The sequence below is a fragment of the Thioprofundum lithotrophicum genome (assembly GCF_055387065.1).
The window spans coordinates 152,927-166,416 of record NZ_AP042379.1; the positions used below are offsets into that span (position 1 = coordinate 152,927).

The window sequence follows — 13,490 nt, forward strand, 5'->3', positions numbered from 1 at the left end:
GAAAGGTGGCCACGATGGCCTACCCGAATTTAGAGCAGTATATGGGCACTACCGATATGCATGCGCTCAGGCGGTTGGCCGGCACCGGGCGGGCGGCCTCAGGCCGGCGGTCGGACTCGATGCCGCCTTCCCGGGTCCAGCGCTGATAGGTGCGGGCGCTGATCCCCAGCAGCGCACAGGCCTTTTCCTGCCGGGCGCCCTGGGCCATGGCGTGTTCGACCAGCTCGAGGGCGCGGCGGCGATCCGGGGTGCTGATCATGCGTCCTCGCCTTCCCCCCAAATCGCCTCGGCTTTTTTTGACAACACCAGCAGGGCGGCGGTCTCGGCCAAGGCCTTTTCCTTCTTCTTCAATTCCCGCTCCAAGGCCTTGAGCCGCTCCCGGTCGGCCTTGCGCTCGGCCCGGAGGCGCTCGGCCTGCTGCCGGTCCCAGTCGTTGGCCTGCTCGCAGGCCCGGCGCCAGGCCTGCACCTGTTCCGGGTACAGGCCCCGTTCGCGGCACCAGGCGGACAATTCCGCTTCGTTCAGGGCGGCCGTCTCCACCACGGCGGCGAACTTGTCCGCCGCGCTCCAGCCTTCGGGGCTCTGGTCGCCATCGGGCAGCAGGCGGCCCTCGGCTCGGGCGGCTTTGCGCCAGTTGTACAGGGTGGCCTCAGAGATGCCTTCTTCCTCGGCCAGCTCAGCAATACTTCGGTTGTGCGGCGGCAGCATCTTCCTCAGTACCGCATCTTTGCGTTCGGGTGAATAGCGCATGGTTGCTCCTCGTTCCGCCCCCTCAAGGTCTCTTAGAGTCCCACATCGGGGAGGCGACTTCTATCCTGACAGAGGGGGACTGGCAGGACCGGAAAACGAGAGAATCGCAGCTTGAAAATTGCGACAACTATCTTGACAAACACCGGGTCGGGCTTTATCCCGACATGTCGGCCTGAAGGCCGACCTACAAGGGCACGACTGGATTTCACTTTTGGAGCGTTCCAGAAGACAGCCCGGAATGTCCCATCCACAAGACGATTGCCGGAAAAGAAGCGTTTCGTGCTTCAATTTATGCAACTGTCAGGATAAATAACGCGAAAATATCCAAATCAGAGAGATCTCATACGATGTTAAACTCACTGATTCAGATATCTACTATGGCAGGTTTCCCAACTCTTATTTTTGATTTATAAGATTGCAAAAATTTCTCTAATATTAAAATTGCCAATAGCTGAGCTGGGCGTCTCTTAATTGTATTTTTGATCGAAGTCTTAATACGTGAGCGCGATTGTCTACGGAGAAATCCATGCCTCATCAGCTCACCTTCATGTAATAAATCCTCTAGAGAACTTTGCGGGAGGCATTCCATGCTACTACGCATATAATCAGTAAAATTTTCCGGTGTTTTTGAATTTGTGATAGCAGAACTAAAGCCAAAACGATCTAAAATGATTCGAAATGGTGCTTTATCACTTTTCATGTTTCTGTGTAGTGAATTGCAATATGTAACAAGGCTTCTGTCACATAATGGGGACACTGGTAATATCCTATTACGCAAACAATCGATAGCTTGGGCTCCAGAGTCTTCAACCGCTGACGGGGATATTACGCCGGTTATAGCCCTGGGCACCTTAAAATACGAAGATCTAGATAGGACCGGTATAGTAGGTGACAATAGCAAACTATTCTCTCCTAAATCAGAGATATGCTTGCTTTCCTGCAGATATCTCTCCTTTAGCGTCATTTCACTCCATTGGGGATAAAAGAGTTCATCGCCGCCGTATCCTGTAAAAAGCACTCGATTTTTCTCATCGGGTATTCTTTTTATAGAGGCCATGAACATTTTCCTATAGCCATCGATCCATGGGATAATATCGGTATTATTCCAATCTTTATCAGCAAAATCGAATAGAGAATATTCTTCAGCCAAGACAGGATGGTCATTGACTGATAGCCGCCTAATATATTCCATACGACGGACAACTTGAGCCTCACGTGTCTTACCAGTAACAATAATTCCGGATGTATTAAGAATACTATTGTTTTTATTTAGCAACCGGGACGCGATTGCGCATACGACTCCCGAGTCTAGTCCACCGCTTAGATTGGCTGAAATGGATAGATGATGGTTTTCAGTCCATGGAGTGATATACTTTTCTATCAATCGTTCGATTTCCAAATCAGCCTTATCAGGTTTGAGATAATCTGATGTTTTCGCTTTTTGTGCTCTATTCTTATTAAAGAAGTTTGTGCGTACCCCTTTTTTTTCAAGTTCAAAAATAGCGAAATAGCCAGCAGGAAGCCTTTGTATTTCTTCGACTAAAGTCTGGCTCGAATATGGGCTGGCAAATATATCGAGAAATATTGCCGTCCTAGGCAAATTTAGAGTAATATTTTTGGTGCGTTCCAAAATATCTATGGGATCCCATGTGATGGCGATACATTTTCCAGTAGTGCTAAAATAAATAGGGACGCAACCGTGGGAGGAACATCCTAATATAACACGCTGCTTCGCATAGTCAATGTGTAATGAAACCCAGTCATATGCATGGTCTGCTAATACTGAATAATCAATGCGGTCAGTAACGTTCCTATAGATGGCCGCCGGATCAACAATTACAAATAGTTCAAGCCCCCCCTCTACTTCTCGCTTGATTAGGCTGAGGGCGCCATGATCAATTATTTCAATCCTTGGTGTCGCCGCCTCCGATAGGAGGCGGCCTTCCAAAAAAAATTTAATCACGATCTTTTATGATTTCCGTCCTGGTCTCCATATGTTTTACATACTATCGGAACTATATTTTCCTTTCCTGTGACCATGACAGGTAATTCAGTCTTATTCAGGAACTCAATTAAATCATAAAGAGAGTCCAAAGATTTTTGCTTGCTATGCTGATCTGTTATGCAATACATAATATCCTCTCCCGTGTGATATGAACTATATTAACCTTGCAGTTGCATAAATTTGGCTCCATTTCCCACCAAACCAGCCTATATGCAGGACGGAACGCACATTCCACGATCTCGCTGTTGGTAACATTTGGTGTCGCAACAACACCAACGGAGACCGTTCACATGAAGTGTAGCAAAGCTGCCGTTCACTGCAAGACCCACGAGCTATGCTTTATTCTGGTGTACGGCGGGATTGAAGAAGGCGGCGTACCCTGCTGAAATCGGTTTTGCAGAACTGATGAACAGCAGAGGAGGTACGCCACCATGAGCAAAGATAACGTAGTTGCCTTTCAGTCGCCAGAGGGGTTTGAGGACCCACTAACGGAGCTACTGCGTACCGGCGCCAAGCGATTGATTCAGCAGGCGATCGAGGCGGACCTGGCCGAGTTGAGCTATGCTCGAAACTGGTGTACGGAGAGATTGAAGAAGGCGGCGTACCCTGCTGAAATTCGGTTTGTCGAGAACTGAAACAGCAGAGGAGGTACGCCACCATGAGCAAAGATAACGTAGTTGCCTTTCAGTCGCCAGAGGGGTTTGAGGACCCGCTAACGGAGCTACTGCGCACCGGCGCCAAGCGATTGATTCAGCAGGCGATTGAGGCAGAGCTGGCCGAGTTGCTGGCGCAGTATGAAGGACAGGTGGACGAACAGGGCCGGCGGGCGGTGGTACGCAACGGATACCTGCCGGAGCGGGAGATTCTCACTGGCGTGGGACCAGTGGCGGTGAAGGTGCCGAAGGTGCGCAGCCGGACGGATGAGCCGGTGGTGTTCCGCTCCTCGCTGGTGCCGCCCTATGTGCGCAAGGCCCGGCGGGTTGAAGCGGCCCTGCCGTGGCTGTACCTGAAGGGCATTGCCACGGGGCAGATGCAGGAGGCGCTGGAAGTGCTGGTCGGCGCCGAGGCCAAGGGCCTGTCGGCCTCGGTCATCAGCCGGCTGAAGAAGGAATGGGAGGCGGAATACGCAGAGTGGTGCCGCCGTGACCTGAGCCGGGAACGTTGGGTTTACTGGTGGGTGGACGGCATTTACAGCGGTCTGCGCGCCGAGCGCCAGAAGCTGTGCGCACTGGTGGTCATCGGGGTGAACGAACGGGGCGAGAAGCACTTTCTGGCCATCGAGGATGGCGTACGGGAATCGACCCAGAGCTGGCGGGAAGTCCTGCTGGAGCTGAAGAAGCGGGGGCTGCGCCTCCCGCCCCGGCTGGCAACCGGCGACGGTGCCTTGGGGTTCTGGTCGGCGCTGGACGAAGTGTACTCCGAGACCCGGCATCAGCGCTGCTGGGTGCACAAAACTGCGAACGTGCTGAACTACCTGCCCAAGGCGGTGCAATCCAAGGCCAGGCAGGCCCTTCAGGAAATCTGGATGGCGGAAGACCGGGCATCGGCGCAGAAGGCCTTCGACCACTTCATGCGGACATACCAGGCGAAATACCCGAAGGCGGTCGCCTGCCTTGAGAAGGACCGGGAGGCCCTGCTGGCCTTCTACGATTTCCCGGCAGAGCACTGGGTACACATCCGGACGACGAACCCGATCGAGTCGACCTTTGCCACGATACGATACCGGACAGACCGGGCCAAGGGATGCGTGAGCCGGAACACCATGCTGGCCATGATTTACAAGCTGGGGATGAGCGCCGAGAAACGCTGGCGCCGGATCCGTGGATTCAACTACCTGGCCAAGGTCATTGAGGGAGTGAAGTTCAGAGACGGAATTGAGGTAAACGATGACGAAACCGAAACCAACAGGGACGCCGCCTGATCAGGCCGTACACCAGATTTGACTATAGCTCCACAAATAATGCACCCAGCTGAATACACCCTTAATTTATTATTTTTACATCTATCCCGAGTTTTTCCGGATGGTAAGTTTTATTTGACAGGAAGCCGTGCTAGAGGAACTGCAACAAGCCTAGACCAGTCAACTGATATCGACGTTAGAATCATTTTGCCCGAAGAAAGGTTGTATGAACTGGGATTTGTGAAAATGCCGCTTTCGGGTCGGTTCGTTGTAACTGGAGCAGCGTTTCATAAGCTGGTTAGCTCTCTTGGCATTAAATTGGAAACGACCGGTATCAGAGTGAGTTGCGTACTGAAAGGTTTTACTGTAGATATGGCTTTCTTTTCTTCCTCGGCAGAAGAAGGTGAGTTAGACAAGGTGCTTTCCAATAAAAAGCTTGACCCCATAATACTACAACAAGTCATATATTGGAAACGACGCCTAAAAGCCTACGGTGCTTACGGAGATGATGTATGTGGATTCACTGGATTTTTTCTCGAGCTTATAGCTATTTTTGGCGGTGACCTCGATAAATTCTTTCAAGATATTCTCCTCCAAGATAATCTACAGGATTTCCTAGATCCCTGGCAAATCCTCCAGAGAGCGATCCCTTTCGAGAACGCAGATAAGCAAGCATTACTCTGCACCATTCACTTCGATCCGATTCATATTTCGACCGTGCGGGGGCTTCAACAATCGCTTAGTCACGGAATGACAAAACGTCATCGTTGGCATCGTGTTTTCCGGCGACTAAAGGCAATCATACAACTCAACGACCTCGATTATGCTGTAGTGCGAGGTAATCGTTGGTGGACGGAAACCATCAGTGAAATACCTATTCATAATAATATTACTGGGAAGAAAAAGCGCGAAATTACTATTCCAGATTATCCACACTTATCCTTTTTCGAGGATGCGCCTTCGCCCGACCAATCTTCAGTAACTGACTTGCCAATTGATTTACTACCAGAGATTATGCAAGGCTTTTCGGTACCATGAGCAGGCATATACTTTACATAGATATCAATGACTATTGTCCGATTGGTTGTGCTCATTGCATGTACGCAAGTTTACATGGAAATAAAAAGCGGTTTCTTTCGCTCAATAGCGAGTCGCGCGTAAACCTTTCTCGGCTAATCAATGATGCAGCATTGGAGAGATTGGCGATTAGCGGGCTAGGAGAGCCGCTATTTACACCAGAGGGTATCATGGAGGTCTTAGGTCTTCTCGATCCACAATGCACGGCGTCTATAGAGATAATTACTAGTGCAAAGCTTCCATATACCCGCTTCGTCACAGTTCTTGATAAGATATCTGAAATTCTTGCGCATTACGGACGAAGCGCACAAATCCGAATTAGTGTGGATACTTTCCATGATGAAGCGATCGATTTAGATCCGATACCAATGATATTAAAAGTCGGGTTGAAAAATCATTGGGATAATATTAGCTTTTCCTTCCGTGGACTTATCTCGGAACGTATGTGGCTTTTCGGAAAGATTTGCCGCTATGCTGACTCTCTTGGCTATGCGGCCCGCGTCAAACAAAAGTCTATAATGCGAGCGGAAATTGAAATTGGGAAAAATAATTTCCCTTGCCTTTTTCAGGACCATGTAACTAGTAACCATGGCGCACACCTTGGCCTTTCGAATTACTTGTCTATTCTAGAAGAAGATCGGAACGGCCCTTTTATATTTGGAAATCCAGCATCACCTGGAGGTTTGGATGTCGCCATCAAGCCAGACGGAAGTTTAAAATTTTATGGGTGCGAGTTTTTTAATGCTGGAACGATTTATTCAAAAATTCTTTCTTGGAAAACCCTTGAGGAGTGGCGTGATGAGGATCCATTGCTACGGGTTCTACACAATGTTCCTTTAAGGCGAGTCATTAAAACATTACCATTCGAGGTAGATGATATTGGGATCAATAGCCCTTATTGGTTATTCACTGGGTTATTTGAACAGGATCTTTTCCCTATCGCTCGTCGCGCGATATTGTCGAAGTTCGGCCATCAAACTTGAATAGTCATCCTCAAATTGTTTAATTTTATTATCTATTTGCTCCAGAATCGACTCTAGATTGTTATTCACAGGATTTTTGTAAATATCAATGTAAGCTGATCTTATAGAATCCACAAAGAGGCGATTCTTTTCCCAAAGAGCGGTTAGTAAGACATTGTCTTCCCTCCGGTATCCCCCATAGGTCTTGAACGCTTCCGTAAGGCCTGCCATCTTTTCATATAAAGAATATATAAATTCACTAAGCATGGTGGATTTTTCGTCGAGCGGAACCATGTAGCTAGCATTAGATTTGATGAGTCTGTTGTCCTTAGAAAGGTTTTCAAAAAACCAAGTTCCCTCAAAGGGCTGAAGTGTATTAAACATGTATAGATGACAAAAACGGAATTTCTCTGCCACCTTTAAAAGAAAATGGATATTCTCTTGTAGGTCTCGTTCGGATTGGTCGTGGTGGATACCAATAAACCCAAGCTCAGAAAAAATTCTGTTTTCCTCCAAGGCTTCCAAAGCACGCCAAACCCTATTCATATCCAGGTTCTTTCCAAGAAAGTCAAGCTGCTTTTGTGTGCCAGATTCTACCCCTAGAAATACCTTCTTTAGCCCAGCTCGAGCATAGGACGCACAGATCTGGTGGTCTAGGCTATCAGCTCGAGTCTGGATAATTATATTAACCTTTGGGGCAATGCGTTCGATACACCGTGCGAGTTCTAGCGCGGAAGTGCGAGCTTTCTGACCAGGACCAATAAACTCGTCATCAACGAACCATATATCCGCCTGTGGAAACCTTTTAACAAGCATGCCTAGTTCAGCTGCTACATCTTCACTTTTTCTTGCCCTCCAAGGCTTGCCGCGCGCTGAGCGTGTAAATGGAACAATCCCGCAATATTTACATTTAGCATAACATCCCCGACTGCGTAGCATCGGTATTACGCCTGATAGTGTAATATATTCGCTGACATCTTGACGTTCTGGCCAAGGCAGGCTGTCGATATCAGGCTTTTGTGCTGGCTTCGTGTCAACAATCGTGGAATCCTCGGTTCTGAAACTAATTCCTTCCACAAACCCAAGATTTCCACCTTCGATCACTGTTTTACACAGCTTACGGAACGGTTCTTCTCCTTCTCCCACAACTACCGCATCAATGTAATTGCAAGCCGAGAGTACCTCGTGACGCCTATTACTAGCACAATTTCCCCCAAGAACAATCAGCGCTTCTGGAAAAATGCTTTTAACCGTAGCACAGATAGGCAGAGTTTCACGAAGTGATGAATCGAAGGGGGTGCTGAAGCCGATCACTTTAGGCTTGAAAGTGCTAATCGTTTTAAGTAGTTCACACAACTGACCGCGCAAGAGAAAATCGAAAATTCGGTTTTTAATTCCATGATGGGTCAAGTAAGACGAAATATATTCTAAACCAAGCGGTTCGATTAAGCTTGTCTCAAGCTCACCTATTTCTGAATTGGATGCAAAAGAAACCGTTTTAGCCCAAACGCGGACAAGCAACGCGTTCATGGTGTCTTACCTATTGCAAAATGCTGAAAGCCAAAGCTCAACCTTTCCTCTAAGGATAGAGAATCCTCCATATTATGAAGACGCCTTGCGCTTAGTCTCATATAATCATCTATATTTAGGTCAGGAAACTTTTTAGCCAAGAATCGCCCAAGTTTTGGGCATCTAGCGATTTCCTCTGTAGTTCCAAAAATACCTCTTGCATCCAAAACATTTAAAATAATATCCGCTTGACGAAAAAGGGATCTGAGATTGTAATCTTGGTGGATTTTTCGAGTCTTTTTATATATGGGATAAAATCGACTATTTGGCCCATAGTTTGGAGCTTCACAATGGATAAGATAACAGCTTAAGTCCCTACATTTTTTTATGAATTCCAATTGTTTGCAAACATTGAAATGCTCAATTACTCCACTAGAAAATACTATATCAAACTTTCCTAGTGAATTGATGCTGAAGATGTCTTCTTGGACAATTGTCCATATTCGTCCTGAGACTTCCATAAGGAATTTCGCATAAGAGTTTGCAATGGATGAATAGTCAATGCCTATATATTGATAGTTAGGCCCTAAAAAAATAGGAAGTAATGATCCTCCGCTTCCTAGTTCTATGACTCGGCAGTTGGTTCTTCCTGCCAATGCGCGTTTCATTGTCTGAGCGATTCCTCGCTGTACATACCACTTCTGGGGCATAATACGGCGAATGTCGCGTATATCTCGAACCTTCTGTTTTGCACAGATAAGTTCTCTTTCGAGGTATTCCATTGTCAGTAAGTGAAATAAAGAGTAAAGACCTTGAATTCAGAGAGGTTTCGTCCGGAGAGATGAGATTCGAGATAAAAGCTGACCCAGTCAATCTACCACTCATACCGCCTCCACCATCCATACTCCTGAATCTGCTCCACCATCCATTTGATCCTACCATCAGATACAGTGCGCCACTCAATTTCGCCGCCTCGCTTGTAGTAACGCAACCCTACCCCCTTTTCAACGAGCGCCTTACGCAGTTTTTCGCGGGACTGCTCGCCTTTCTCCTGAAGGATTTCCACAAGAATACCAAGGATGCGATGGGTGTTGAAGCGCACCTTGCCATCTTTCAGATTCCATTTCTGGTTCTTTTTGTGAATACCTTCGCTGCCTCTAAGCAGAAAGTTGTTTCCTCGAAACACTCTGCCATCCCCGGGATCTGCCAGACGGAAGGTTGTACCCATGAGCCATCGATCAACCATGCGAAGGCAATACTTTTCATGTTCCTTCTGGGTTATTTCCTTGCCATTGGCTTTCTTTTCATTCTTCCGGTACAACTGTTCTTCGACGAGCGATTCCATCGTGATGCCGCACTCCGCCATGAGCACCCTCGTCGGGGCGTTCTGTTTGTCTCGAAGGTCTCCTGACACCAGATATTCGCGTTGTCTTGTGGCCAGCGCTTCGACCAGCCTGGCTTTCATGGTGAACAGCTGCCTGGATCGCGAATCCAGCACCCTCGTAATCTGGTTGAGTGCATTGAGCAACTGCTCGATCAATGCGCGATCCAGCATTTCTGCCTGATCACTCTCGGTATTCTCTTCAAAAATGTCCTTGTGCCGGCGGCGTAAGACCTTGAATGTCAAGGGAGACAGGAGTTGGTCGATATGCAGGGTTTCTGGCAGCATGCCTTGCTTTCCTTCGGGGGAATCAACTTCCTTGATGGCCTGCCTCAGCTTGTTGGCGCGTTCTTTGATTTTTTCCTTTAGCGCCCCCAGTTCCAGCACTGTATTCACAACCCCGGATGAATCCTCCCCCTTTTCTTCATCCTGTGTGTACAACTCTGTCAGATCACCAATCTCTCGCTCGATCCCTCGCAGTTCGTCGTTGAAGGCGCTGATGATCGCGCGCGCCATGTCGAAATAAACCGTGGCCATTCCCCATGAATCCAGCTTTTCGAGCAGGTCTTCTATGCGCTCGTAGCGATCCGACAACTGGTTGTCCTTTAACGCGGTATCTTTCAATGCGCAAATGTAATGGACGAGCGTTCTCCTTGCCGCATAGTCTTCCTGAAGCCTTTGGAGAACCTTGGCCGCAGCACTGTTTTCCAGCGCCTTTGCTTGTTCGAACTTCTCCTCTACCGCTTTTTCCCAATGTGCCTTGTAGCGTTTCGCCTGTTCGTCCCAATACAGGTTGAAGTCAACCGCCCCCCGGACCTCCCAAGGCTTGACTTTGAAATAGCGCGCCTGCGGCATCAATTCCCCCAACCATGCCCTGCGGAACCCTTTCCAGAAATCGTCCCCAAAAGACCGGGGCAGTGCATGCCATAAGCCACAGGCGGCCTGCGCGACATCCATGTCACACGCGAAGGTCTCGGCAAAGCGCTTTGGCTGTTTGGATGAACGATACTTGAACTCATCCCCCTCGGCATAGGCTGTCAGCACCTCCATCACCTTGCGTGCCGTCTCCTGGCCATAGCGTTGAACGAGGCGAGCGGTCAAATACATGCTGTAGAGCGGATATTCGGCGAAGCGTTCTACTTCTTCCTCGACAACGCCTTCGTCTTGTGCCAGCACCTCGATGTAATGATTGGCGATTTTCTTGCGCTGCCGATGCATTTTCTCCTGATCATCGAGCACTTCCAAATAGTCACGCATGCATGCGACCAAGTCGCGCCGATAGGTTTTTGCATCGTGAGCAAAGCGCCCCCACATCTTGTCACTATCACGCAGAGTCCGACACACCTTTTCATAGGGCGCATTTTCAGCAACGAGCGACATATCTTGTTCCAAGGAAACCAGCACAACCTCATTCTTTTTCTTGCTCCCGGCCTGCTTTTCCCGTTCCTTTTCGGCCTGTACTCGAAATTCATCCAGAAAGTACCAAGGGGGAGACACCATGGCACCTGCGGGTTTTTTCCACTTTCTCGCCCAACGTTCCAAAACGTATTCGGCCAGCAAGATCGTATCTATCGCCTGCTCATGCTGAATGAAGAAATTGGAGTATGCTTCATATAGCCGTTCACACTTATCCTTTTCCGTCGGTGACAAACGGTATTGAAACGCCTCGATCTTATCCTTTTCATCAAAAACGAGTTCCTCTTCTACGGCATCAGGTGTCCAATCCCGCAGCGCACCATCGGCATCTTCAAGCGTACCATGCCAATCCAGTTCGCCTTCATCGAGTCCACGCGCCTCTATGCTCTCGCTTCTCCACTGCGGCTTGATCAGGCTGATACCTACATCGAGTATCGTCGACATGGGCAACGCCTGGATTTGGGACTCGAGTGCCGCGTACCTGCGCTCGATGTGCCGCATACGCCTTCTTTCCCGATCGCGCGACCGACCTCTGCCTCTGCCTTTACCACGTTTGCTCATTGTCTATGCCCTCCGACGTTCTCTTCCTGTCAAACTTCGGTAATTCCTTATACCGACCAATTATTCATCCTCTCCAAGACTGAGTGCGTATCACTTCAAGATTCGGTCTCCCCATCTCCTTCATTCTTTAGCCAAGTGTTCCGGTTACGACTCCAGAGATTGCTGAGGTTATTCATGACGGCGTCGTATCCTTCGTTGACCACGCGCTCGGCCAAAGGTTTTCCGCGCGTATCGATCAGTTCCGACAGATTCAGGCCTTTCCGTAGAGACCGATCGATCAAATAGCATACGATGGCAGAGCGTGTTAATCCGGCCGCCTGGCAGGCCAGCACGCATTCCCGCTGACGTTTCCGATCACCACTAATGAATTCGTTCCATCCCCAATCGGCAAAAATACGCTCAAGCTCCTGTTGATCTTCACCTGTTACTTTTTTTTTCGGCTCAGGCGGCAACAGAGAATGCCGGGATGCCTTTTCAAAGTCTTCGTCCTTCACTGGACGTTCTGCCCGCGTCAGCAGCGTCAAACGCCGAATATAGGCCTGCAACTGCCGAACATTCCCTGGGAAACAGCCCAAGGCCACCATCTCCATCAGACGCTCCCGTTGGACTGGTGGAAGAAACTGCTCGACGGTCATGGAGGGGTCGATTTCAATCGGCTTGCCTCGTGCCGCGAGATCGCTGGCAGCAGCCTTGTACTGCTTGAGATTTGTCGCCACAAGATAATCGATCAGCTCGCGTATATCGTCCACATGCCTTTCGGCCAAGGACTTGACCACGAATGTCAGGCCATCCATACGATAGAGAAAATCATTGCGGAAACCATCGAGCGGCTTGTTGGTTGCAAACACCAACCGCACATCCTCCACCTTGCGTTCCGAGTCCTCGCCCATCACCTGGATTTTGCCTTCCTGCAGAAAGCGCAACATTCCGGCTTGCGCTGCTGGTGTCAGGTCGGCTACTTCATCGATGAAGAGGGTCCCTTTTTCAGCCTTTTGGATATAGCCCTTGAAGTCCATTTTCGCTCCATTGAAGGCGCCTTCCTTATAGCCGAACAACTCAGATGTCAGCACATCCGGACTGATGGCACTCATCAGAACAGGTTGAAAACGCGACCAGAGTTCTTCGTTGAACTGGTCACTCCTGCCCCCTTGTCGCAGTTCATCCTGAATGTCATACCAACGCTCGAATGCGTGAATCCGACGGGCTATCAGTTCTTTACCGGTTCCCGTCTCCCCTTTGATGACCAAGGGCAACCGGCGTTCACGGTCGAGGTCGAACAGAGCCAGGAATTCATCCAGCTCTTCGCGGAAATGTCTCCCCACCACCACGCCATACTCGTCCCCTAGCATATCGAGGTAACGCCGCCGATTGATGGCATAGTCATAGAACCCCTGTAGCGAGCGCTCGTCAGCATTGCTGCGGTTACTGTCATCGGTGGTCTTGGCCATGGGGAACACATAATTGCTAAAACCCTTGTTCCGCGTCATTGCCACCAAGTCCTGATCCTTGTTGCCGGTCACCAACAAGACACCCGGCATCGGGCTCCACCCCAGAGTCGGCAGGGCACGCAGGATCATTTCTCCCCGCCTAAGATCCGATCCTTCTTCAAGCACATCGAGAATGATTCCGTCGACGCGATCCAATTCCGGCACCAACTGCCCACCTTCTTCAGTACCGCCTTGCATGCGACAAAACATGGCGTCCGCCACATCGAAATCGGTGTAATACACCACCACAGTATAATCATTACCCAGCGGTATCACTCCATTAAGGGTAAGTGTCTTTTCACAAAGTCTCTTCACCAACTGTTCATTTCTGCACTCCTTGTCATCAACAACCAGCAGAGTGAATACCCCTTCTCCCTCAACCCGTTCAGCAACTTCTCCCAAGAACAAGGGAAAAAAAAGCCAATTATCCACCATACCCTCC

The 13,490-nt window shown here is 49.2% G+C and carries 11 protein-coding genes; 4 read left to right on the top strand and 7 right to left on the bottom strand.

What is annotated here, in order from left to right:
- Positions 1-19: 19 nt before the first annotated feature.
- The 3 genes from ACZ5BH_RS00695 to ACZ5BH_RS00705 form a co-directional block, all read right to left on the bottom strand.
- Complete coding sequence (locus ACZ5BH_RS00695) at positions 20-259, bottom strand: helix-turn-helix domain-containing protein (protein ID WP_464890009.1); 240 nt, start codon at positions 257-259, stop codon at positions 20-22.
- On the bottom strand, positions 256-750 hold the full coding sequence (locus ACZ5BH_RS00700) for a transposase (RefSeq protein ID WP_464890010.1): 495 nt from the start codon (positions 748-750) through the stop codon (positions 256-258). The genes ACZ5BH_RS00695 and ACZ5BH_RS00700 overlap by 4 nt, the downstream gene beginning before the upstream one ends.
- A gap of 364 nt (positions 751-1,114) precedes the next feature.
- Complete coding sequence (locus ACZ5BH_RS00705) at positions 1,115-2,713, bottom strand: asparagine synthase-related protein (protein ID WP_464890011.1); 1,599 nt, start codon at positions 2,711-2,713, stop codon at positions 1,115-1,117.
- Positions 2,714-3,186: 473 nt separating this feature from the next.
- On the opposite strand from ACZ5BH_RS00705, the gene ACZ5BH_RS00710 reads away from it, so the two are divergent.
- The 4 genes from ACZ5BH_RS00710 (at position 3,187) to ACZ5BH_RS00725 (ending at position 6,715) form a co-directional block, all read left to right on the top strand.
- The gene (locus tag ACZ5BH_RS00710; protein WP_464890012.1) at positions 3,187-3,390 is read left to right on the top strand and encodes a hypothetical protein; all 204 of its coding nucleotides are present in this window, start codon (positions 3,187-3,189) and stop codon (positions 3,388-3,390) included.
- Positions 3,391-3,413: 23 nt separating this feature from the next.
- On the top strand, positions 3,414-4,676 hold the full coding sequence (locus tag ACZ5BH_RS00715) for an IS256 family transposase (RefSeq protein WP_464890013.1): 1,263 nt from the start codon (positions 3,414-3,416) through the stop codon (positions 4,674-4,676).
- Between the two features lie 114 nt (positions 4,677-4,790).
- Positions 4,791-5,693 carry a hypothetical protein gene (locus tag ACZ5BH_RS00720; protein ID WP_464890014.1) on the top strand — a complete coding sequence of 301 codons (903 nt, stop codon included), beginning with the start codon at positions 4,791-4,793 and terminating at the stop codon, positions 5,691-5,693.
- Positions 5,690-6,715, top strand: a complete 1,026-nt coding sequence (locus ACZ5BH_RS00725) for a hypothetical protein (protein WP_464890015.1) — start codon at positions 5,690-5,692, stop codon at positions 6,713-6,715. Before ACZ5BH_RS00720 ends, ACZ5BH_RS00725 begins: the two co-directional genes overlap by 4 nt.
- On the opposite strand, the gene ACZ5BH_RS00730 is transcribed toward ACZ5BH_RS00725, so the two are convergent.
- The 4 genes from ACZ5BH_RS00730 to ACZ5BH_RS00745 all read right to left on the bottom strand — a co-directional run bounded on the left by ACZ5BH_RS00730 (position 6,647) and on the right by ACZ5BH_RS00745 (position 13,480).
- Complete coding sequence (locus tag ACZ5BH_RS00730) at positions 6,647-8,224, bottom strand: B12-binding domain-containing radical SAM protein (protein WP_464890016.1); 1,578 nt, start codon at positions 8,222-8,224, stop codon at positions 6,647-6,649. The genes ACZ5BH_RS00725 and ACZ5BH_RS00730 overlap by 69 nt on opposite strands.
- Complete coding sequence (locus ACZ5BH_RS00735; RefSeq protein ID WP_464890017.1) at positions 8,221-8,871, bottom strand: SAM-dependent methyltransferase; 651 nt, start codon at positions 8,869-8,871, stop codon at positions 8,221-8,223. Before ACZ5BH_RS00735 ends, ACZ5BH_RS00730 begins: the two co-directional genes overlap by 4 nt.
- Before the next feature lie 206 nt (positions 8,872-9,077).
- On the bottom strand, positions 9,078-11,444 hold the full coding sequence (locus ACZ5BH_RS00740) for a hypothetical protein (RefSeq protein ID WP_464890018.1): 2,367 nt from the start codon (positions 11,442-11,444) through the stop codon (positions 9,078-9,080).
- A gap of 212 nt (positions 11,445-11,656) precedes the next feature.
- Complete coding sequence (locus tag ACZ5BH_RS00745; RefSeq protein ID WP_464890019.1) at positions 11,657-13,480, bottom strand: sigma-54-dependent transcriptional regulator; 1,824 nt, start codon at positions 13,478-13,480, stop codon at positions 11,657-11,659.
- Between the last annotated feature and the right edge of the window lie 10 nt (positions 13,481-13,490).

Excerpts from the sequence above, each read along its gene's own strand:
- ACZ5BH_RS00715 (WP_464890013.1), top strand. The coding sequence starts at position 3,414 with ATGAGCAAAGATAACGTAGTTGCCTTTCAGTCGCCAGAGGGGTTTGAG.
- ACZ5BH_RS00695 (WP_464890009.1), bottom strand. The coding sequence starts at position 259 with ATGATCAGCACCCCGGATCGCCGCCGCGCCCTCGAGCTGGTCGAACAC.
- ACZ5BH_RS00740 (WP_464890018.1), bottom strand. The coding sequence starts at position 11,444 with ATGTCGACGATACTCGATGTAGGTATCAGCCTGATCAAGCCGCAGTGG.
- ACZ5BH_RS00735 (WP_464890017.1), bottom strand. The coding sequence starts at position 8,871 with ATGAAACGCGCATTGGCAGGAAGAACCAACTGCCGAGTCATAGAACTA.
- ACZ5BH_RS00725 (WP_464890015.1), top strand. The coding sequence starts at position 5,690 with ATGAGCAGGCATATACTTTACATAGATATCAATGACTATTGTCCGATT.
- ACZ5BH_RS00700 (WP_464890010.1), bottom strand. The coding sequence starts at position 750 with ATGCGCTATTCACCCGAACGCAAAGATGCGGTACTGAGGAAGATGCTG.
- ACZ5BH_RS00730 (WP_464890016.1), bottom strand. The coding sequence starts at position 8,224 with ATGAACGCGTTGCTTGTCCGCGTTTGGGCTAAAACGGTTTCTTTTGCA.
- ACZ5BH_RS00710 (WP_464890012.1), top strand. The coding sequence starts at position 3,187 with ATGAGCAAAGATAACGTAGTTGCCTTTCAGTCGCCAGAGGGGTTTGAG.